A 19,626-nucleotide genomic window follows, 5' to 3' on the forward strand; every position below is an offset into this window, starting at 1 on the left:
TTCATGAAACGTCTGCTGCTAACTGCGGTTCTCACCGTATTGATGATCGCCGAAGTTCACGCCGAGTCCTTCACTATCTCCGATATCCGCGTCAACGGCCTCCAGCGCGTTTCCGCGGGTAGCGTCTTTGGTGCCTTGCCGTTGAACGTCGGCGAGCAGGCGGACGACCGTCGCCTGGTGGAATCCACTCGTGCGCTGTTCAAAACCGGTTTCTTTCAAGACATCCAGCTGGGCCGCGATGGCAACGTCCTGGTCATCACGGTAGTCGAACGTCCGTCGGTTGCCAGTATCGAGATCGAAGGCAACAAGGCGATCTCCACTGACGACCTGATGAAAGGGCTCAAGCAGTCCGGCCTGGCGGAAGGTGAAATCTTCCAGCGCGCGACCCTCGAAGGCGTGCGCAACGAGCTGCAGCGTCAGTATGTCGCTCAGGGCCGTTACTCGGCCACCGTTGAAACCGAAGTCGTGCCGCAGCCACGTAACCGGGTTGGCCTGAAGGTCAAGATCAACGAAGGCACAGTCGCAGCCATCCAGCACATCAACGTGGTAGGCAACACCGTCTTCCCCGATGAAGACCTGATCGGCCTGTTCGAACTCAAGACCACCAACTGGCTGTCGTTCTTCAAGAACGATGACAAGTACGCCCGTGAAAAACTCTCCGGTGACCTGGAGCGTCTGCGTTCCTACTATCTGGATCGTGGCTATATCAACATGGATATTGCCTCGACCCAGGTGTCCATCACCCCGGACAAGAAGCACGTCTACATCACCGTCAACGTCAACGAAGGCGAGAAGTACAGCGTTCGTGACGTGAAGCTCAGCGGTGACCTGAAAGTCCCTGAAGACCAGGTCAAGGCGCTGCTGCTGGTGGAGAAGGGCCAGGTGTTCTCGCGCAAGCTGATGACCACCACTTCCGAACTCATCACTCGCCGCCTGGGCAACGAGGGTTATACCTTCGCCAACGTCAACGGCGTGCCTCAGCCTCACGATGAAGACCACACCGTGGACATCACCTTTGTGGTGGACCCGGGCAAGCGTGCCTACGTCAACCGCATCAACTTCCGTGGCAACACCAAGTCCGAGGACGAAGTGCTGCGTCGCGAGATGCGCCAGATGGAAGGCGGCTGGGCTTCGACCTACCTGATCGATCAATCCAAGACTCGTCTTGAGCGCCTGGGCTTCTTCAAGGAAGTCAACGTCGAGACCCCGGCCGTGCCGGGTGTGGATGACCAGGTAGACGTGAACTACGCGGTTGAAGAACAAGCGTCCGGTTCGATCACCGCCAGCGTCGGTTTTGCCCAGAGCGCGGGCCTGATCCTCGGTGGTTCGATCACCCAGAACAACTTCCTGGGTACCGGTAACAAGGTCAGCATCGGCCTGACCCGCAGCGAATACCAGAGCCGCTACAACTTCGGCTACGTAGACCCCTACTGGACCGCCGATGGCGTGAGCCTGGGCTACAACGCCTTCTATCGCACCACTGACTACAAAGACCTCGACGTCGACGTGGCCAGCTATGCGGTGGACAGCCTGGGTGCCGGCGTCAGCGTGGGCTACCCGATCAGCGAGACTTCGCGTCTGACCTTCGGTCTGACTGCGCAGCAGGACAAGATCAAGACCGGCCTGTACACCGTCGACGAAATCTTCGACTTCGTGAACAAGCAGGGCGACAGCTACCTGAACTTCAAGGCCTCGGCCGGCTGGTCCGAATCGACCCTGAACAAAGGCGTATTGGCGACCCGCGGTCACTCGCAAAGCCTGGTGCTGGAAACCACCACCCCGGGCAGCGATCTGTCGTTCTTCAAGCTCGACTACCGTGGCCAGTTGTTCACGCCGTTGAGTGAGAACTACACCATGCGCTTCCATACCGAGCTGGGTTATGGCGACGGCTTTGGTGATACCAAGGGCTTGCCGTTCTACGAGAACTACTATGCTGGTGGCTTCAACTCGGTACGTGGCTTCAAGGACAGCACTCTGGGCCCACGCAGTACTCCTAGTCGTGGTGCTGGTGTAACCGGTAACGTCGGTACGGCTGCCGACCCGGACCAGGATCCACTGCCATTCGGCGGTAACGTATTGATCCAGGGTGGTGCCGAGTTGCTGTTCCCGTTGCCTTTCGTCAAGGATCAGCGCTCGCTGCGTACCTCCTTGTTCTGGGATGTGGGTAACGTCTTCAACTCTCGCTGTGAAAGCACGTCCAACACCATTGCGGCGTCGAACGTGAAAACGCAGTGCAACGATATCAGCCTGAGCAATCTGGCCAGTTCGGTTGGTGTCGGTGTGACTTGGGTCACCGCTCTGGGTCCATTGAGCTTCGCCCTGGCGATGCCGATCAAGAAACCGGATGACGCTGAAACCCAGGTGTTCCAATTCTCTCTCGGTCAGACTTTCTAATAGCCTGATCCAAGATAACGACAATGGATTTTGTAGGAGTGCATCGTGCGTAAGTTGACTCAATTGGTTCTCCTGGCCACCGTTCTGGTCGCGAGCCCGGCATTTGCCGAAATGAAAATCGCCGTCCTGAACTATCAGATGGCCCTGCTGGAATCTGACGCAGCCAAGAAGTACGCCGTGGATGCCGAGAAAAAGTTCGGTCCGCAGTTGACCAAGCTGAAGACTCTGGAAAGCAGCGCCAAAGGCATCCAGGACCGTCTGGTGGCCGGTGGCGACAAGATGCAGCAGGGCGAGCGTGAACGCCTGGAGCTCGAGTTCAAGCAAAAGGCCCGTGACTTCCAGTTCCAGTCCAAGGAGCTGAACGAAGCCAAAGCCGTTGCCGACCGCGAAATGCTCAAGCAGCTGAAGCCGAAGCTGGACAGCGCTGTGGAAGAAGTCATCAAGAAAGGCGGTTTCGACCTGGTCTTCGAGCGTGGCGCAGTGATTGATGTCAAACCTCAGTACGACATCACTCGCCAGGTTATCGAGCGTATGAATCAGCTGAAGTAAGCCATGACCGCGACCATAAAGCTCGGCCAGTTGGCCGAGTTCCTCGGCGCCACCTTGAGTGGCGACGGGGAGAAGGAAATCACTGGGCTAGCCACCTTGCAGGAGGCTGGCCCAGCTCAGTTGAGCTTTTTGGCAAATCCCCAGTACCGCAAGTACCTGGTGGATTGCCACGCCGGCGCGGTGCTGTTGAAGGCCGCGGATGCCGAAGCCTATGCCGGTGACGCACTGATAGTGGCCGATCCCTACTTGGCCTATGCGCGCATTTCCCATTTGTTCGATCCCAAGCCAAAGGCACAGGCAGGTGTTCATCCTTCTGCGGTGATTGCCGCTGATGCGCAGGTAGATCCTGCGGCCAGCATTGGCCCCTTTGCCGTGATCGAGAGCGGTGCGCGGATTGCTGCAGGTGTGACCATCGGCGCTCACTGCTTTATCGGCGCCCGCTGCGAAATCGGCGAAGGTGGCTGGCTGGCACCACGGGTGACCCTGTACCACGACGTGCGTATCGGCAAGCGTGTGGTCATTCAGTCAGGTGCTGTGCTGGGGGGTGAAGGCTTTGGTTTTGCCAATGAAAAAGGCGTCTGGCAGAAAATCGCCCAGATTGGCGGCGTGACCATCGGTGACAATGTGGAAATCGGCGTCAACACGGCGATCGACCGCGGTGCCCTGGCCGATACCGTCATTGGCAATGGCGTGAAGCTGGACAACCAGATCCAGATCGCCCACAACGTCCAGGTCGGTGATCACACCGCCATGGCTGCTTGTGTGGGGATCTCCGGCAGTACCAAGATCGGCAAGCACTGTATGCTCGCCGGTGGCGTGGGCCTGGTTGGGCATATCGATATTTGCGACAACGTATTCCTCACCGGGATGACCATGGTGACCCACTCGATTACCGAGCCGGGCGCCTACTCTTCCGGTACGGCCATGCAGCCTGCTGCCGAGTGGCGCAAAAGCGCGGCACGCATCCGCCAGCTGGATGACCTTGCACGGCGCTTGCGTCAGTTGGAAAAGCGCGTTGGGGACGTGACCCCCGGCGGCAATGCTTCATCTGATGGCTGATACCATTTCCATATCAAGTGTGCACAGCCGCTAGACTGCCTCCTTGATTTGCTAGAGGAGCGTGCGTTAGTCGCGCGCTCCCACTCTTTACTACAGGCTTCCCCCCGAAATGATGGACATCAACGAGATTCGCGAATACTTGCCTCACCGTTACCCTTTCCTGTTGGTGGATCGGGTAGTGGACCTGGATGTTGAAGGCAAGTGCATTCGTGCCTACAAGAATGTCAGCATCAATGAACCGTTCTTCAATGGTCACTTCCCTGCGCACCCGATCATGCCGGGCGTGCTGATCATCGAGGCCATGGCTCAGGCTGCGGGTATTCTCGGTTTCAAGATGCTCGACGTGAAGCCCGCCGACGGCACCCTCTATTACTTCGTCGGTTCCGACAAGCTGCGCTTCCGCCAGCCGGTGCTGCCGGGCGACCAGCTGATCCTTGAAGCCAAGTTCATCAGCTGCAAGCGCCAGATCTGGAAGTTCGAATGCCAGGCTTCGGTCGACGGCAAGCCGGTGTGCTCTGCCGAGATCATCTGTGCGGAACGCAAACTATGAGTTTGATTGACCCTCGCGCAATCATCGATCCGACGGCCGTCCTGGCCGACGACGTTGAGGTTGGCCCGTGGTCGATCGTCGGCGCTGGTGTGGAAATCGGCGAGGGTACAGTGATCGGGCCCCATGTGATTCTCAAGGGCCCTACCCGGATCGGTAAGCACAACCGCATCTACCAGTTTTCGTCGGTAGGTGAGGACACGCCTGATCTGAAATACAAGGGCGAGGAAACCCGCCTGGTGATCGGTGACCACAACGTGATCCGCGAAGGCGTGACCATTCACCGTGGCACCGTCCAGGATCGTTCCGAAACCACTCTGGGTGATCACAACCTGGTCATGGCCTATGCCCACATCGGCCATGACAGCGTTATCGGCAACCACTGCATCCTGGTCAACAACACCGCCTTGGCCGGCCATGTGCATGTGGATGACTGGGCGATTCTCTCCGGTTTCACCCTGGTGCATCAGTATTGCCATATCGGCGCCCACAGCTTTTCCGGCATGGGCACCGCCATCGGCAAGGACGTGCCGGCATTCGTCACCGTATTCGGCAACCCCGCCGAAGCCCGCAGCATGAACTTCGAAGGCATGCGCCGTCGCGGCTTCAGCGAAGATGCGATCCACGCGCTGCGTCGTGCCTACAAGACGGTCTATCGCCAGGGGCTGACGGTTGATCAGGCCTTGGCCGAGCTGGCCGAGCCGGCTGCACAGTTCCCTGAAGTCGCGGTCTTTCGTGACTCGATCCAGTCCTCGACTCGCGGCATCACCCGTTAATCATGAGCACTCTGCGTATTGCGCTGGTGGCTGGCGAAGCCTCCGGCGACATTCTCGGCGCCGGTTTGATGCGAGCTCTCAAGGTTCAGCACCCGGCCGTCGAATTCATAGGGGTCGGTGGTCCGCTGATGGAGGCCGAAGGCCTTGTTTCCTACTTCCCCATGGAGCGCCTGGCGGTCATGGGGCTGGTAGAGGTGCTTGGGCGCCTGCGTGAGCTGCTGGCTCGACGCAAGAAGCTGATCCAGACCCTGATTGCTGAAAAGCCGGATGTGTTTATCGGTATCGATGCCCCGGATTTCACCCTGAATATCGAACTCAAGCTGCGTCAGGCCGGGATCAAGACCGTGCACTACGTCAGCCCTTCGGTCTGGGCCTGGCGGCAGAAGCGGGTGCTGAAGATCCGCGAAGGCTGCGACCTGATGCTGACCCTGTTCCCCTTCGAAGCCCGCTTCTATGAAGAGAAGGGGGTACCGGTGAAGTTCGTCGGTCACTCTCTGGCCGATGCCATTCCGCTGGAGGCCGACCGAGCCGCTGCACGCGCGGAGCTGGGGTTGCCAGAAGGGCCGTTGGTGGCCTTGATGCCCGGTAGTCGCGGTGGCGAAGTAGGGCGCCTGGGCGCCTTGTTCCTCGATGCCGCTCAGCGCCTGCGGGCCATGCGCCCCGGCGTGCGTTTCATCATGCCTTGCGCCAGCCCGGAGCGGCGGGTCCAGCTGGAGCAGTTGCTGGCCAATCGTGATCTGCCACTGACGTTGCTCGATGGCCAGTCCCACAAGGCGCTGGCTGCTTGCGATGCGGTGTTGATCGCCTCCGGTACCGCGACCCTGGAGGCCTTGCTCTACAAGCGCCCGATGGTCGTGGCTTATCGCCTGGCGCCGCTGACCTTCTGGATTCTCAAGCGCATGGTCAAGAGCCCGTACATTTCCCTGCCGAACCTGCTGGCCCAGCGCCTCCTGGTGCCTGAGCTGCTGCAGGACGATGCCACGGCCGATGCTCTGGCCCAGACCTTGTCGCCGCTGATCGAAGGTGGTGAAGAGCAGACTCGCGGCTTTGACGAGATCCACCGAACCTTGCGTCGCGACGCATCCAACCAGGCCGCGCAAGCCGTGCTTGGGCTGATCGGCAAATGACTGTGAGTAACCCGAAAATGCAAATGGGCCTGGATTTCACCCTGGTGGCGGACGCCGAGGACCTGGTGGCCGGGGTCGATGAGGTCGGCCGCGGCCCTTTGTGTGGTGCAGTGGTCACCGCGGCAGTGATTCTCGACCCGACGCGGCCGATTATCGGCCTCAACGATTCGAAGAAGCTCACCGAAGCCCGGCGCGAGAAGCTGTTCGACGAAATCTGCGAGAAAGCCCTGAGCTGGTGCATCGCCCGGGCTGAGGTCGAGGAAATCGACGAGCTGAATATCCTCCATGCCACCATGTTGGCCATGCAGCGCGCGGTGGAGGGGCTGAGTGTGACCCCGAAGCTGGCGATGATCGATGGCAACCGTTGCCCGAAGCTGGCGATGCCGGCTGAAGCGGTGGTCAAGGGCGATAGCAAGGTTCCGGCGATTGCTGCGGCATCGATCCTGGCCAAGGTCAGCCGTGACCGAGAAATGGCCGCTTTCGAGCTGATCTATCCGGGATATGGCATCGGTGGCCACAAGGGCTACCCGACCCCGGTGCATCTGGAAGCCCTGGCCCGCCTGGGGCCGACCCCGATTCACCGGCGCTCTTTCGCTCCGGTGCGGCAAGCCTACGAAGCCCGCGAGGCGCTGGGCGAGATTCAGTCCTGAGGCTGATGTTTTAGTCGAGGCCCGGTACAATCCGGGCCTTGTTGTTTTCGCGCTTATTACAGGATCACTATGCCGGCTTCATTCGTTCACCTGCGCCTGCACACTGAATATTCCCTGGTCGACGGTCTGGTGCGGATCAAGCCGCTGGTCAAGGCGCTGGCCGGCATGGGCATGCCGGCGGTGGCGGTCACCGACCAGAACAACATGTGTTCCCTGGTCAAGTTCTATAAAACCAGCATGGGTGCGGGGATCAAGCCGATCTGCGGCGCCGACCTGTGGCTGTCGAACAAGGACCCGGATAACCCCCTGAGCCGCATCAGCCTGCTGGTGATGAACGCCGTGGGTTATCGCAACCTGACCGAGCTGATTTCCCGCGGCTTCATCGATGGCCAGCGCAACGGCCAGATCATCATCGAGCGTGAGTGGGTGGCGGAGGCCGCGGAAGGCTTGATCATGCTCTCGGCGGCCAAGGAGGGCGAGATCGGCATGGCCCTGATCGCCGGCGATCTCGAGGTTGCCGAGACCCTGGCCCGGGAGTGGATGGCCGTATTCCCCGAGCGCTTCTACCTGGAAGTGCAGCGTACCAACCGCCCCAACGACGAAGAGCAATTGCACGCTGCGGTGGCCCTGGCCGACAAGATCGGCGCGCCGCTGGTGGCTACCAACGACGTGCGTTTCATCAAGCAGGAAGACTTCGAAGCCCACGAAACCCGGGTTTGCATCGGTGAAGGCCGGGCCCTGGACGATCCGCGCCGCTCAAAGAACTACAGCGACCAGCAGTACCTGAAAAGCGCCGAAGAAATGGCCGAGCTGTTCAGTGACCTGCCCGAGGCGCTGGAAAACACTGTCGAGATCGCCAAACGCTGCAACATCGAGGTCAAGCTGGGCAAGCACTTCTTGCCTGACTACCCGATTCCCGATGGCATGACCATCGATGAGTATTTTCGCAAGGTTTCCTTCGACGGCCTGGAAGAGCGCCTCAGCGTGCTGCTGCCCAAGGACACCACCGAGGACTACGAGGCCAAGCGTCAGGTCTACGTCGACCGGCTGAATTTCGAACTGGATATCATCATCCAGATGGGCTTCCCCGGTTACTTCCTGATCGTTATGGACTTTATCCAGTGGGCCAAGAGCAACGGCGTACCGGTAGGTCCGGGCCGGGGGTCGGGTGCCGGTTCCCTGGTGGCCTATGTGCAGAAGATCACTGACCTCGATCCGCTGGAATACGACCTGCTGTTCGAACGTTTCCTTAACCCGGAACGGGTCTCCATGCCCGACTTCGACGTCGACTTCTGCATGGACGGTCGCGACCGAGTGATCGACTACGTGGCCGAGAAATACGGCCGCAACGCGGTGAGCCAGATCATCACCTTCGGTTCCATGGCGGCCAAGGCGGTGGTCCGTGACGTGGCGCGGGTGCAGGGCAAGTCCTACGGCCTGGCCGACCGTCTGTCGAAGATGATCCCCTTCGAAGTCGGCATGACCCTGGAAAAAGCCTACGAGCAAGAGGAGATCCTGCGGGACTTCATCAAGGTCGATGAAGAGGCGGCGGAAATCTGGGAGATGGCGCGCAAGCTCGAGGGCGTGGTGCGTAACGTCGGTAAACACGCCGGGGGCGTGGTGATCGCGCCCACCAAGCTTACCGACTTCTCGCCGATCTACTGCGACGAAGAAGGCGGCGGCCTGGTGACCCAGTTCGACAAGGATGACGTCGAGGCTGCTGGCCTGGTGAAGTTCGACTTCCTCGGTCTGCGGACCCTGACCATCATCGACTGGGCGCTGAAAACCATTAACCGCGACCGCGCCAAGGTCGGCGAGGAACCGCTGGATATCGCCTTTATCCCGCTGGACGACAAGCCGACCTACAGCCTGTTGCAGAAAGCAGAAACCACCGCGGTATTCCAGCTTGAATCCCGGGGCATGAAGGAGCTGATCAAGAAGCTCAAGCCCGACTGCCTGGAAGACCTGATCGCACTGGTGGCCCTGTTCCGTCCGGGGCCGCTGCAATCGGGCATGGTGGATGACTTCATCAACCGCAAGCACGGCCGCGCCGAGCTGGCCTACCCGCACCCGGACTATCAGTACGACGGCCTGCAGCCGGTACTGGCGCCGACCTACGGCATCATCCTGTACCAGGAACAGGTGATGCAGATCGCCCAGGTCATGGCCGGCTACACCCTGGGCGGTGCGGACATGCTGCGTCGGGCCATGGGTAAGAAAAAGCCCGAGGAGATGGCCAAGCAGCGTGGCGGCTTCATTGAGGGTTGCGCCAGCAACAACATCGATGCAGACCTGGCGGGCAACATCTTCGACCTGGTGGAAAAGTTCGCCGGCTACGGCTTCAACAAATCCCACTCCGCCGCCTACGGCCTGGTGTCGTACCAGACCGCCTGGCTCAAGGCGCACTACCCGGCGCCGTTCATGGCGGCGGTACTCTCCGCGGATATGCACAACACCGACAAGGTCGTGACCTTGATCGAGGAAGTGCGGATCATGAAACTGCGCCTCGACGCGCCGGACGTGAACACCTCCGAGTTCAAGTTCACGGTGAACGACGAAGGTCGCATCGTCTACGGCCTGGGGGCGATCAAGGGCGTCGGCGAGGGGCCGGTGGAAGCCATCACCGAAGCCCGCGAGGAAGGCCCCTTCAAGGATCTGTTCGATTTCTGCGCCAGGGTCGACCTCAAGCGCATCAACAAGCGGACCCTGGACGGCTTGATTCGAAGCGGCGCCCTAGACCGCCTGGGGCCGCACTTCTTCGATGAGCCCAAGGCCTACCAGGCCAATATCGACCAGAACCGCGCCGTGCTGCTGGCGGCCATGGAAGAAGCGATCAAGGCCGCGGAGCAGACCGCCCGTACCCACGACAGTGGCCACGCCGATCTGTTCGGCGGGGTCTTCGTCGATGAGGATGCGGATGTCTACGCCAACCATCGCAAGGCCAAGGAACTGACCCTCAAGGAACGCCTGAAAGGCGAGAAAGACACCCTGGGGCTGTACCTGACCGGGCACCCGATCGACGAATACGAAGGCGAGATCCGTCGTTTCGCCCGCCAGCGCATCATCGACCTGAAGCCGGCCCGGGATACCCAGACCGTGGCTGGCATGATCATCGCCCTGCGGGTGATGAAGAATAAAAAGGGCGACAAGATGGGCTTCATCACCCTCGACGACCGCTCGGGGCGAATCGAAGCCTCGCTGTTTGCCGATGCGTTCCACTCGGCGCAGTCGCTGCTGCAGACCGACGCCATGGTGGTGGTGGAGGGCGAGGTCAGCAACGACGACTTCTCCGGCGGCCTGCGCCTGCGGGTCAAGCGGGTGATGAGCATGGAGGATGCGCGGACCAACCTGGCGGAAAGCCTGCGCCTGAAGATCCACAGCGATGCCCTGAAGGGCGATCAGCTACGCTGGCTGGGTGATCTGTTCAAGCGCCACCGCGGCGCATGCCCGATCACCATGGAGTACACCCGGGATGACGCCAAGGCCCTGCTGCAGTTTGGCGAGAACTGGCGGATCGATCCGGCGGACAGCTTGATTCAAGCCCTGCGTGACCAGTTCGGGCGAGACAACGTCTTCCTCCAATACCGTTGACGGTGAGGTGCCATCATTGCGCCTCATCGCCACTTGAATTTTTAATCTCGACCTCAACGCGTCCGTCCCTTAAGGTAGGGCGCGAATAGACAACCGGCCGGCCCAAGCTCCCTTGGACGTCGAGCCCAGACGGACGCCTATGAACCCGAATTTTCTTGATTTCGAACAGCCGATCGCCGACCTGCAAGCCAAGATCGAAGAGTTGCGCTTGGTCGGTAATGACAATTCGCTGAATATCGGCGATGAGATTTCCCGCCTGCAGGACAAGAGCAACACCCTGACCGAGGACATCTTCGGCAAGCTCACCAGCTGGCAGATCGCACGTCTGGCGCGGCACCCGCGTCGCCCGTACACCCTGGACTACATCCAGCACATCTTCACCGAGTTCGACGAGCTGCATGGCGATCGCCACTTCTCTGACGACGCCGCCATCGTAGGCGGCGTTGCTCGCCTGGACGAGCAGCCGGTAATGATCATCGGGCACCAGAAAGGCCGTGAAGTACGCGAAAAGGTCCGCCGCAACTTCGGCATGCCGCGTCCGGAAGGCTACCGCAAGGCCTGCCGCCTGATGGAAATGGCCGAGCGCTTCAAGATGCCGATCCTGACCTTCATCGACACTCCGGGCGCCTATCCGGGCATCGACGCTGAAGAGCGCAACCAGAGCGAGGCCATTGCCTGGAACCTGCGAGTCATGGCGCGCCTGAAGACTCCGATCATCGCCACCGTGATCGGTGAAGGTGGTTCTGGCGGTGCCTTGGCCATCGGTGTCTGTGACCAGTTGAACATGCTGCAGTACTCCACCTACGCGGTGATCTCGCCGGAAGGCTGCGCATCGATCCTGTGGAAAACCTCGGAAAAGGCTGCCGATGCCGCTGAGGCCATGGGGATTACCGCCGAGCGCCTCAAAGGCCTGGGTATTGTCGACAAGGTCATCGGCGAGCCATTGGGCGGTGCCCATCGGGATCCGGCTGCCGCAGCGGCCTCGATCCGTGCCGAACTCAGCACGCAGCTGGCCATGCTCAAGGAAATGGACAACGACACCTTGCTGGCCCGTCGCTATGACCGCCTGATGAGCTACGGTCTCTGATCGAGCACTGCCTCCCCTTGTAGGGGCACGCTCGTTCGCGACCCAGGCGCCGCCATCGATTCGATGGCGGCGTTGTTGCTTATGCGGGCAAGCAGTACGCCACCCGGCCGCTCCTACAGGTCTTGAACACGTCATGAACGCTCTCTCCGCCAAACTACTGCAAAGCCTCGCGCCCTGGCGCGACTCCAGGAGTTGGCGCGTGGCTTTCTCCGGTGGCCTGGATTCCACCGTCCTGTTGCATCTGCTCGCCGATCTGGCGCAGCACCATCGCCTTCCTCCACTTTCGGCTGTGCATATCCATCATGGGCTTCAGGCTGCGGCCGACGCCTGGCCGGAGCATTGTCAGGCCTTCTGTGATGCGCTGGGGGTGCCGCTGCAGGTGCTTCGCGTCCAGGTGCCAGCCGGTGCCAGCCTGGAGCGCGCCGCCCGCGAGGCACGCTATGGCGCTTTCGCACGGCTCACGGCGAGCACTGAAGTGCTGCTGACGGCGCAGCATCGTGACGACCAGGCGGAAACGCTGCTGTTTCGCCTGCTGCGCGGTGCCGGAGTCAGGGGCTTGTCGGCAATGCCGTCAGCGCGGCCGTTGGGTGACGGGCACCTGCTGCGACCCTTGCTTGATGTGTCACGTGCCGAACTGCAGTGCTACGCCGCGGAGCATCAGTTGAGCTGGGTCGAAGACCCAACCAACGCCGATCATCAGTATTCGCGCAATTACCTGCGCCACCAGGTCATGCCGGCGATTACCGCGCGCTGGCCCCAGGCGGCACTCAGCATGAGCCGCAGCGCCGCGCACTTGAATGAAGCCCAGGGCCTGCTCGATGAGCTGGCGATCATGGACCTGGATGCAGCCCGCGGTGCTAGCGTCTGGCCCTGGCTGGATCTGCCCTCACTGGCCCTGGCACCTTTGCAGTCTTTGTCGGGCGCGCGCCAACGCAATGCCTTGAGCCATTGGTTGAGCCGGTTTGGCCGTCTGCCGGATACCGATCACTGGCGCGGCTGGGACAGCCTGCGAGATGCGGATGCCGCAGGGCGACCGGTGTGGCGTTTGGCCGATGGCGAGTTGCATCGTGCGGCAGGGCGAGTCTGGTGGCTGTCCGGCAGCTGGCTGCAACCGGTCGACGGATGGTTGCAGTGGCTCGATCCGCAAAAGCCCTTGCATCTGCCGGGCAACGGTCAGGTGTCGTTCCCTGGGCCAGTGCCGACCGGGTCGCTGCATATCCGCTATCGCCAGGGGGGCGAGATCATGCACCTGGCCGGCCGCGGCCATCGGGACTTGAAGCGTTTGCTCAATGAAAGCGGGCTGCCGGGTTTCGTCCGTGGCAGATTGCCGCTGCTGTATCAGGACGACCGCTTGCTCGCGGTGGCGAACCTGCCGGCACTTGCGACAAACCCCCAGGGTGGCTGGCCATTGCAATGGCTGCCACCAACCAGCGATCAAGGTTTGAGCTGAAAGGGGCTTTCCGGTAGACTACGCTCCCTTCTTGATACAACTTCTGTGGATTCGCCTGAATTGCAGGAGTTGCCGATTACCAAGCAGTCTTTGCTGGGCGATTCCAAAAAATGTGTAGCGAGCAACCTACCGGTGTTTTTGCATCCGGTCTGTCACCACGCGGCGGTTTTTTTGAAAGGTGCACTGTGATTAATGCAGGTGATCGGGGGCTTCGGCCTTCCTTCGCTTTCCCCGGCGGCACTGACCGCTTTAACGCAGACTTCTAGGGTTTTTCATGACGCGCTACATATTCGTCACGGGCGGTGTTGTTTCTTCATTGGGGAAAGGCATTGCCTCGGCTTCATTGGCGGCCATCCTGGAGGCGCGGGGGCTTAAGGTCACCATGCTCAAGCTGGACCCGTACATCAACGTCGACCCGGGCACCATGAGCCCGTTCCAGCACGGTGAAGTGTTCGTCACCCACGACGGCGCCGAGACCGACCTGGACCTGGGCCACTACGAGCGGTTCATCCGCACGACCATGACCCAGAACAACAACTTCACCACCGGCCGCGTGTACGAGCACGTGCTGCGCAAGGAGCGCCGTGGTGATTATCTGGGTGCCACCATCCAGGTGATTCCGCACATCACCGACGAGATCAAGCGTCGCATCATCAAGGGCGCCGGCGATGCCGACGTGGCCCTGGTGGAAATCGGCGGTACTGTGGGTGACATCGAGTCGCAACCGTTCCTCGAAGCCATCCGTCAACTGCGTGTGGAAGTCGGTTCCAAGCGCGCGATGCTGATGCACCTGACGCTGGTTCCGTACATCGCCACCGCTGGCGAGACCAAGACCAAGCCGACCCAGCACTCGGTAAAAGAGCTGCGTTCGATCGGCTTGCAGCCGGACGTGCTGATCTGCCGCTCCGACCATCCGGTGGATGTGTCGTCGCGCCGCAAGATCGCGCTGTTCACCAACGTTGAAGAGCGTGCGGTGATCTCCCTGGAAGACGTTGACACCATCTACAAGATCCCGGCCGTGCTGCACGCTCAGGGCCTGGACGATTTCGTCGTCGAGCGTTTCGGCCTGCAGTGCAACGGTGCTGATCTGTCCGAGTGGGAAAAAGTGGTGGACGCCAAGCTCAACCCAGAGCACGAAGTCACCATCGCCATGGTCGGCAAGTACATGGAACTGCTGGACGCCTACAAGTCGCTGATCGAAGCGATGAGTCATGCCGGCATCACCAACCGTACCAAGGTCAACCTGCGCTACATCGATTCCGAAGACATCGAGAACCAGGGCACCGCGCTGCTGGAAGGCGTCGACGCGATCCTGGTTCCAGGCGGTTTCGGCCTGCGTGGCGTGGAAGGCAAGATCACCGCGGTGCAATACGCTCGTGAGAACAAGGTGCCGTACCTGGGTATCTGCCTGGGCATGCAAGTGGCGGTCATCGAGTTCGCCCGTAATGTCATGGGCTGGAAAGACGCCAACTCCACCGAGTTCGATCGCACCAGCGGCCATCCGGTCGTCGGCCTGATCACCGAGTGGGAAGACGCCACCGGTGCCGTTGAAGTACGTACCGAAGCTTCCGACCTGGGCGGCACCATGCGTCTGGGCGCTCAGGAATGCTTGCTGGAAGCGGGCTCCAAGGTCCACGACTGCTACGCCAAGGACGTGATCATCGAGCGTCACCGTCACCGCTACGAAGTGAACAACAAGCTGCTGCCGCAACTGATCGAGGCTGGCCTGAAGATCTCCGGTCGCTCGGGTGACGGCGCGCTGGTTGAAGTGGTCGAGGCCCAGGATCATCCATGGTTCGTTGCTTGCCAGTTCCACCCCGAGTTCACCTCGACTCCCCGTGACGGCCACCCACTGTTCAGCGGTTTCGTCAAAGCAGCATTGGCTCAACACCAGAAGAAGGCGTGACCCTGATGGCGCAGAAGATCATCCGCGTAGGCAACATCGAGATCGCCAACGACAAGCCGATGGTGCTGTTCGGCGGCATGAACGTGCTGGAAAGCCGCGACATGGCGATGCAGGTCTGTGAAGAATACGTGCGGGTCACCGAGAAGCTCGGTATCCCCTACGTGTTCAAGGCCAGTTTCGACAAGGCCAACCGTTCGTCGGTGACCTCCTACCGTGGCCCGGGCCTGGAAGAAGGCATGCGGATTTTCGAAGACGTGAAGCAGGCCTTTGGCGTGCCGATCATCACTGACGTCCACGAGCCGGCCCAGGCTGCCGTGGTCGCCGAAGTCTGCGACATCATCCAGCTGCCGGCCTTCCTTTCGCGGCAGACCGACCTGGTGGTGGCCATGGCCAAGACCGGCGCGGTGATCAACATCAAGAAAGCCCAGTTCCTCGCACCCCAGGAAATGAAACACATCCTGAGCAAGTGCGAAGAGGCGGGCAACGATCAGTTGATCCTCTGCGAGCGCGGTTCCAGCTTCGGCTACAACAACCTGGTCGTGGACATGCTCGGCTTCGGCATCATGAAGCAGTTCGAATACCCGGTGTTCTTCGATGTGACCCACGCCCTGCAGATGCCGGGTGGTCGCGCCGACTCCGCTGGCGGTCGCCGGGCCCAGGTCACCGACCTGGCCAAGGCCGGCATGAGCCAGTCTCTTGCCGGGCTGTTCCTCGAAGCCCATCCGGATCCGGACAACGCCAAGTGCGACGGTCCTTGCGCCCTGCGCCTGGACAAGCTCGAGCCGTTCCTGGCCCAGCTCAAGGCCCTGGACGAGCTGGTCAAGAGTTTTCCGACGGTAGAAACCGCGTAAAACCGATTTCTCCGGTAAAGTACCGCACGATTATTGCTCAGGCCCCCGGGCCTGAGCCTTATCGTCTGCAAGACTGCCCGCTTTCCCCGCCTTGCCGACGGTAAAAGATTTCCTACAGCTGCGTCGTTTTCGTCAACTTTGGAGTGTTTACAACAATGGCAAAAATCGTCGACATCAAAGGTCGTGAAGTTCTCGACTCCCGTGGCAACCCCACTGTCGAAGCGGACGTGCTTCTCGACAACGGCATCATCGGCAGTGCATGCGCGCCGTCCGGTGCTTCCACCGGCTCGCGCGAAGCGCTGGAGCTGCGTGATGGCGACAAGAGCCGTTACCTGGGCAAGGGCGTGCTCAAGGCGGTAGCCAACATCAACGGTCCGATCCGCGACCTGCTGCTGGGTAAGGACCCGATCGATCAGAAGGCCCTGGATCAGGCCATGATCAAGCTCGACGGTACCGAGAACAAGGCCACCCTGGGCGCCAACGCGATCCTCGCCGTGTCCCTGGCTGCTGCCAAGGCCGCCGCTCAGGACCAGGACCTGCCGCTGTACGCCCACATCGCCAACCTCAATGGCACTCCGGGCGTCTACTCGATGCCGGTACCGATGATGAACATCATCAACGGTGGCGAGCACGCCGATAACAACGTCGACATCCAGGAGTTCATGGTGCAGCCGGTTGGCGCCAAGTCCTTCTCGGAAGGCCTGCGCATGGGCACTGAAATCTTCCATCACCTCAAAGCCGTGCTGAAGGCCCGTGGCCTGAACACCGCAGTGGGTGACGAAGGCGGTTTTGCACCGAACCTGGCTTCCAACGAAGACGCTCTGAAAGTGATCTCCGAAGCCGTGGCCAACGCCGGTTACACCCTGGGCACCGACGTGACCCTGGCCCTGGACTGCGCTGCCAGCGAATTCTATGAAGATGGCAAGTACAACCTGTCCGGCGAAGGCCAGGTGTTCACCGCCGAAGGTTTCGCCGAGTACCTCAAAGGCCTGACCCAGCGCTACCCGATCATCTCCATCGAAGACGGCCTGGACGAGTCCGACTGGGCCGGCTGGAAAATCCTTACCGACAAGATCGGCGAGAAGGTTCAACTGGTCGGCGACGACCTGTTCGTGACCAACACCAAGATCCTGAAAGAAGGCATCGACAAGAAGATCGCCAACTCGATCCTGATCAAGTTCAACCAGATCGGCACCCTGACCGAAACCCTGGAAGCCATCCAGATGGCCAAGGCTGCCGGCTACACTGCGGTGATCTCCCACCGTTCCGGTGAAACCGAAGATTCGACCATCGCCGACCTGGCCGTGGGTACCTCGGCTGGCCAGATCAAGACCGGCTCCCTGTGCCGTTCCGACCGCGTTTCCAAGTACAACCAATTGCTGCGTATCGAAGAGCAATTGAACGGCAAGGCCAAGTACAACGGTCGCGGTGAGTTTCGCGGCTAAGCAGTAGATGGTAAAAAGACACCGGATTGTGTCGGGAAAATCGCTACAGCGAGTTTTTTGCCACTAATCTGATGCCTTAAGAGCACAAGCCTGGGTCTTCCAGGCTTCGTGCTATCAGTAGGTCCGAAGTTGTTGGCATGGCTGTCTTTTTTCACTGGATACCCGATATTCGATGCGCAGTCCCAATTGGTTGTTCCTGGTCTTGCTCTTGCTGCTGGCTGGCTTGCAGTACCGCCTGTGGGTGGGGAACGGCAGCTTGGCCCAGGTTGCTGACCTGACTCAGCAGATTGCCGACCAGCACGCTGAAAACGAGCGTTTGCTGGAACGAAATCGCGTACTCGATGCGGAAGTCATGGAGCTGAAAAAAGGCATGGAGACCGTGGAAGAACGGGCTCGTCATGAGTTGGGTATGGTCAAGGAGGGTGAAACCCTCTACCAGTTGGCCCAATGAGCGACGTATTGCCGGCCTTCTGGGCCGTGATTCCTGCCGCGGGCGTTGGTGCCCGCATGGCCGCGGACCGCCCCAAGCAGTACCTGCAACTGGGTGGACGCACAATTCTTGAACACAGCCTGGGCTGCTTTCTCGACCACCCCGGCCTCAAGGGGCTGGTGGTCAGCCTGGCGGTTGATGATCCTTACTGGCCGGCCCTGGCTTGCGCCCATGATTCGCGGATCCAGCGGGTCGAAGGTGGTGCTGAGCGTTCCGGCTCGGTGCTCAATGCCTTGCTCCATCTGCACGCCCAGGGCGCTGCCGATGACGACTGGGTGCTGGTTCACGATGCCGCCCGGCCCAATCTTTCCCGGGATGACCTGGACAAACTGCTGGGTGAGTTGGTGGATGACCCGGTGGGGGGGCTGCTCGCAGTTCCGGCCCGGGACACCCTGAAACGTGTGGACAAGCACGGTCGAGTGCTGGAAACCGTTGACCGCAGTTTGATCTGGCAAGCCTACACACCGCAGATGTTCCGCCTCGGTGCCCTGCATCGTGCCCTGGCCGACAGCCTGGTGGCCGATGTGGCGATTACCGATGAAGCTTCGGCGATGGAATGGGCCGGCCAGGCGCCGCGCCTGATCGAAGGCCGCTCGGATAACCTCAAGGTCACCCGTCCCGAAGACCTGGAATGGTTGCGCCAGCGCTGGTCCAACCGCCGCTGACTGCTGGCTTGCGCTGCACCTTGTAGCTGCTGGTGCAGGCTGCGAACGACTCGGAAGGAGGCGCCGCTCTTGAGGCCCTGAAGGCCCTGCGGGCCTTGTCACCGCCTGCGGCAGCAGCTACAGGTCGCGGTATTCCGGGCGCTGCGCCAGCCCTTGTTTCAGATAATCCACCAGCTTGCGCACTTTCGGTGACAGGTGCCGTTGCTGCGGGTACAGCGCCCAGACTGCGGTGTTGGGCGGTTGGTGAGCTTCCAGCAAGGAAATCAGCGTACCGTTCTGCAAGTGCTCCAGGACGTAGTAGTCCGGCAACTGGCACAGCCCCACCCCTTGCAAGGCCGCGTCCAGCACCGCCTGCCCGCTGTTGCAGCGCCAATTACCCTGCACCCGTTGCGAAAATTCGCGCCCATCCAGTTCCAATTGCCAGATATCCGAGCTGCCGATCAGGCAGTTGTGCCGGCTCAACTCCGACAGGCTGTGTGGGCGTCCATAACGTTCCAGGTAGGAGGGCGAGGCGCATAGGTACATGCGGCGTGGGGCCAGGCGAGTGGCGACCAGGCGCGAGTCCTGCAGGCGCCCCAAGCGAATCGCCAGGTCCAGCCCTTCATGCACCAGGTCCAGGGGGCGGTTGCTGAGCTCTATATCCACCCGCAACTGCGGATAAAGGCTCATGAACCGGGTAACCAGCGGCACGATAAAGCGCTCGCCGTAGGCCACTGCACAGGTCATGCGCAGCATGCCCTTGGGCTCGCTGGTCAGGTCGCCTACGGCCCGCAGGGCCTCCTCGCGACCATCCTGCAAGCGTTGGCAATGCTGGAGAAAGGTCTGCCCGGCCTCGGTCAGGGTCACCCGGCGGGTACTGCGATACAGCAGGCGAGTCTGCAAACGCTCCTCGAGCCGTGCCACCTGACGGCTGATATGGGACGAAGAGACCCCCAGGCGCTCGGCGGCAGCGGTGAACTGGCTGCATTCGGCGACCGCGACAAATTCGTCGATACCTTCCCAACGGTTGTCATTCATTGATTGTCCCTATACAGCAATA

The 19,626-nt window shown here is 60.9% G+C and carries 16 protein-coding genes; 15 read left to right on the forward strand and 1 reads right to left on the reverse strand.

From position 1 onward, the window contains the following. Positions 1-3 precede the first annotated feature (3 nt). The 15 genes from bamA to ispD all read left to right on the forward strand — a co-directional run bounded on the left by bamA (position 4) and on the right by ispD (position 18,587). Positions 4-2,394 (forward strand): outer membrane protein assembly factor BamA, encoded by a 2,391-nt coding sequence (gene bamA, locus AC1RMG_RS09050; RefSeq protein WP_125062631.1) that lies wholly within the window; start codon positions 4-6, stop codon positions 2,392-2,394. A gap of 45 nt (positions 2,395-2,439) precedes the next feature. Beyond that, positions 2,440-2,943 (forward strand): OmpH/Skp family outer membrane protein, encoded by a 504-nt coding sequence (locus tag AC1RMG_RS09055; protein ID WP_011059533.1) that lies wholly within the window; start codon positions 2,440-2,442, stop codon positions 2,941-2,943. A 3-nt stretch (positions 2,944-2,946) separates the two neighbouring features. After that, positions 2,947-4,002, forward strand: a complete 1,056-nt coding sequence (gene lpxD, locus AC1RMG_RS09060) for a UDP-3-O-(3-hydroxymyristoyl)glucosamine N-acyltransferase (protein ID WP_493168989.1) — start codon at positions 2,947-2,949, stop codon at positions 4,000-4,002. A 109-nt stretch (positions 4,003-4,111) separates the two neighbouring features. Further along, positions 4,112-4,552 carry a 3-hydroxyacyl-ACP dehydratase FabZ gene (gene fabZ / locus AC1RMG_RS09065; protein ID WP_007924058.1) on the forward strand — a complete coding sequence of 147 codons (441 nt, stop codon included), beginning with the start codon at positions 4,112-4,114 and terminating at the stop codon, positions 4,550-4,552. Then, on the forward strand, positions 4,549-5,325 hold the full coding sequence (gene lpxA, locus AC1RMG_RS09070; RefSeq protein ID WP_011059535.1) for an acyl-ACP--UDP-N-acetylglucosamine O-acyltransferase: 777 nt from the start codon (positions 4,549-4,551) through the stop codon (positions 5,323-5,325). Before fabZ ends, lpxA begins: the two co-directional genes overlap by 4 nt. Before the next feature lie 2 nt (positions 5,326-5,327). Next, positions 5,328-6,452 carry a lipid-A-disaccharide synthase gene (lpxB, locus tag AC1RMG_RS09075; RefSeq protein WP_065364546.1) on the forward strand — a complete coding sequence of 375 codons (1,125 nt, stop codon included), beginning with the start codon at positions 5,328-5,330 and terminating at the stop codon, positions 6,450-6,452. Between the two features lie 17 nt (positions 6,453-6,469). Further along, complete coding sequence (rnhB, locus tag AC1RMG_RS09080; protein WP_236203476.1) at positions 6,470-7,102, forward strand: ribonuclease HII; 633 nt, start codon at positions 6,470-6,472, stop codon at positions 7,100-7,102. Between the two features lie 69 nt (positions 7,103-7,171). Further along, positions 7,172-10,693: a DNA polymerase III subunit alpha gene (gene dnaE / locus AC1RMG_RS09085; protein WP_053149264.1), complete on the forward strand. Its 3,522-nt coding sequence runs from the start codon at positions 7,172-7,174 to the stop codon at positions 10,691-10,693. A gap of 139 nt (positions 10,694-10,832) precedes the next feature. Then, entirely contained in the window at positions 10,833-11,780 is a 948-nt protein-coding gene (locus tag AC1RMG_RS09090) for an acetyl-CoA carboxylase carboxyltransferase subunit alpha (RefSeq protein WP_011059539.1), read from the forward strand. A gap of 133 nt (positions 11,781-11,913) precedes the next feature. Continuing rightward, entirely contained in the window at positions 11,914-13,230 is a 1,317-nt protein-coding gene (gene tilS / locus AC1RMG_RS09095) for a tRNA lysidine(34) synthetase TilS (RefSeq protein ID WP_493168992.1), read from the forward strand. Positions 13,231-13,504: 274 nt separating this feature from the next. Continuing rightward, on the forward strand, positions 13,505-15,136 hold the full coding sequence (gene pyrG, locus AC1RMG_RS09100) for a CTP synthase (RefSeq protein WP_011059541.1): 1,632 nt from the start codon (positions 13,505-13,507) through the stop codon (positions 15,134-15,136). Positions 15,137-15,141: 5 nt separating this feature from the next. Further along, entirely contained in the window at positions 15,142-15,987 is an 846-nt protein-coding gene (gene kdsA / locus AC1RMG_RS09105; protein ID WP_011059542.1) for a 3-deoxy-8-phosphooctulonate synthase, read from the forward strand. A 155-nt stretch (positions 15,988-16,142) separates the two neighbouring features. After that, positions 16,143-17,432: a phosphopyruvate hydratase gene (eno, locus tag AC1RMG_RS09110; RefSeq protein ID WP_011059543.1), complete on the forward strand. Its 1,290-nt coding sequence runs from the start codon at positions 16,143-16,145 to the stop codon at positions 17,430-17,432. Between the two features lie 172 nt (positions 17,433-17,604). Next, on the forward strand, positions 17,605-17,883 hold the full coding sequence (gene ftsB / locus AC1RMG_RS09115) for a cell division protein FtsB (RefSeq protein WP_011059544.1): 279 nt from the start codon (positions 17,605-17,607) through the stop codon (positions 17,881-17,883). Beyond that, the gene (ispD, locus tag AC1RMG_RS09120) at positions 17,880-18,587 is read left to right on the forward strand and encodes a 2-C-methyl-D-erythritol 4-phosphate cytidylyltransferase (protein ID WP_019093200.1); all 708 of its coding nucleotides are present in this window, start codon (positions 17,880-17,882) and stop codon (positions 18,585-18,587) included. Before ftsB ends, ispD begins: the two co-directional genes overlap by 4 nt. A gap of 117 nt (positions 18,588-18,704) precedes the next feature. On the opposite strand, the gene AC1RMG_RS09125 is transcribed toward ispD, so the two are convergent. After that, positions 18,705-19,604, reverse strand: coding sequence for a LysR substrate-binding domain-containing protein (locus AC1RMG_RS09125; protein WP_011059546.1), 900 nt, complete (start codon positions 19,602-19,604; stop codon positions 18,705-18,707). Positions 19,605-19,626 lie beyond the last annotated feature (22 nt).

Source organism: Pseudomonas sp. GW822-FHT04H02, assembly GCF_058800645.1.

Bases quoted from the DNA above. Each gene is read 5' to 3' on its own strand.
- dnaE (WP_053149264.1), top strand. From the start codon at position 7,172: ATGCCGGCTTCATTCGTTCACCTGCGCCTGCACACTGAATATTCCCTG.
- eno (WP_011059543.1), top strand. From the start codon at position 16,143: ATGGCAAAAATCGTCGACATCAAAGGTCGTGAAGTTCTCGACTCCCGT.
- lpxA (WP_011059535.1), top strand. From the start codon at position 4,549: ATGAGTTTGATTGACCCTCGCGCAATCATCGATCCGACGGCCGTCCTG.
- tilS (WP_493168992.1), top strand. From the start codon at position 11,914: ATGAACGCTCTCTCCGCCAAACTACTGCAAAGCCTCGCGCCCTGGCGC.
- bamA (WP_125062631.1), top strand. From the start codon at position 4: ATGAAACGTCTGCTGCTAACTGCGGTTCTCACCGTATTGATGATCGCC.
- ispD (WP_019093200.1), top strand. From the start codon at position 17,880: ATGAGCGACGTATTGCCGGCCTTCTGGGCCGTGATTCCTGCCGCGGGC.
- fabZ (WP_007924058.1), top strand. From the start codon at position 4,112: ATGATGGACATCAACGAGATTCGCGAATACTTGCCTCACCGTTACCCT.
- ftsB (WP_011059544.1), top strand. From the start codon at position 17,605: ATGCGCAGTCCCAATTGGTTGTTCCTGGTCTTGCTCTTGCTGCTGGCT.
- lpxB (WP_065364546.1), top strand. From the start codon at position 5,328: ATGAGCACTCTGCGTATTGCGCTGGTGGCTGGCGAAGCCTCCGGCGAC.
- AC1RMG_RS09125 (WP_011059546.1), bottom strand. From the start codon at position 19,604: ATGAATGACAACCGTTGGGAAGGTATCGACGAATTTGTCGCGGTCGCC.
- AC1RMG_RS09090 (WP_011059539.1), top strand. From the start codon at position 10,833: ATGAACCCGAATTTTCTTGATTTCGAACAGCCGATCGCCGACCTGCAA.
- kdsA (WP_011059542.1), top strand. From the start codon at position 15,142: ATGGCGCAGAAGATCATCCGCGTAGGCAACATCGAGATCGCCAACGAC.
- lpxD (WP_493168989.1), top strand. From the start codon at position 2,947: ATGACCGCGACCATAAAGCTCGGCCAGTTGGCCGAGTTCCTCGGCGCC.
- rnhB (WP_236203476.1), top strand. From the start codon at position 6,470: ATGCAAATGGGCCTGGATTTCACCCTGGTGGCGGACGCCGAGGACCTG.
- pyrG (WP_011059541.1), top strand. From the start codon at position 13,505: ATGACGCGCTACATATTCGTCACGGGCGGTGTTGTTTCTTCATTGGGG.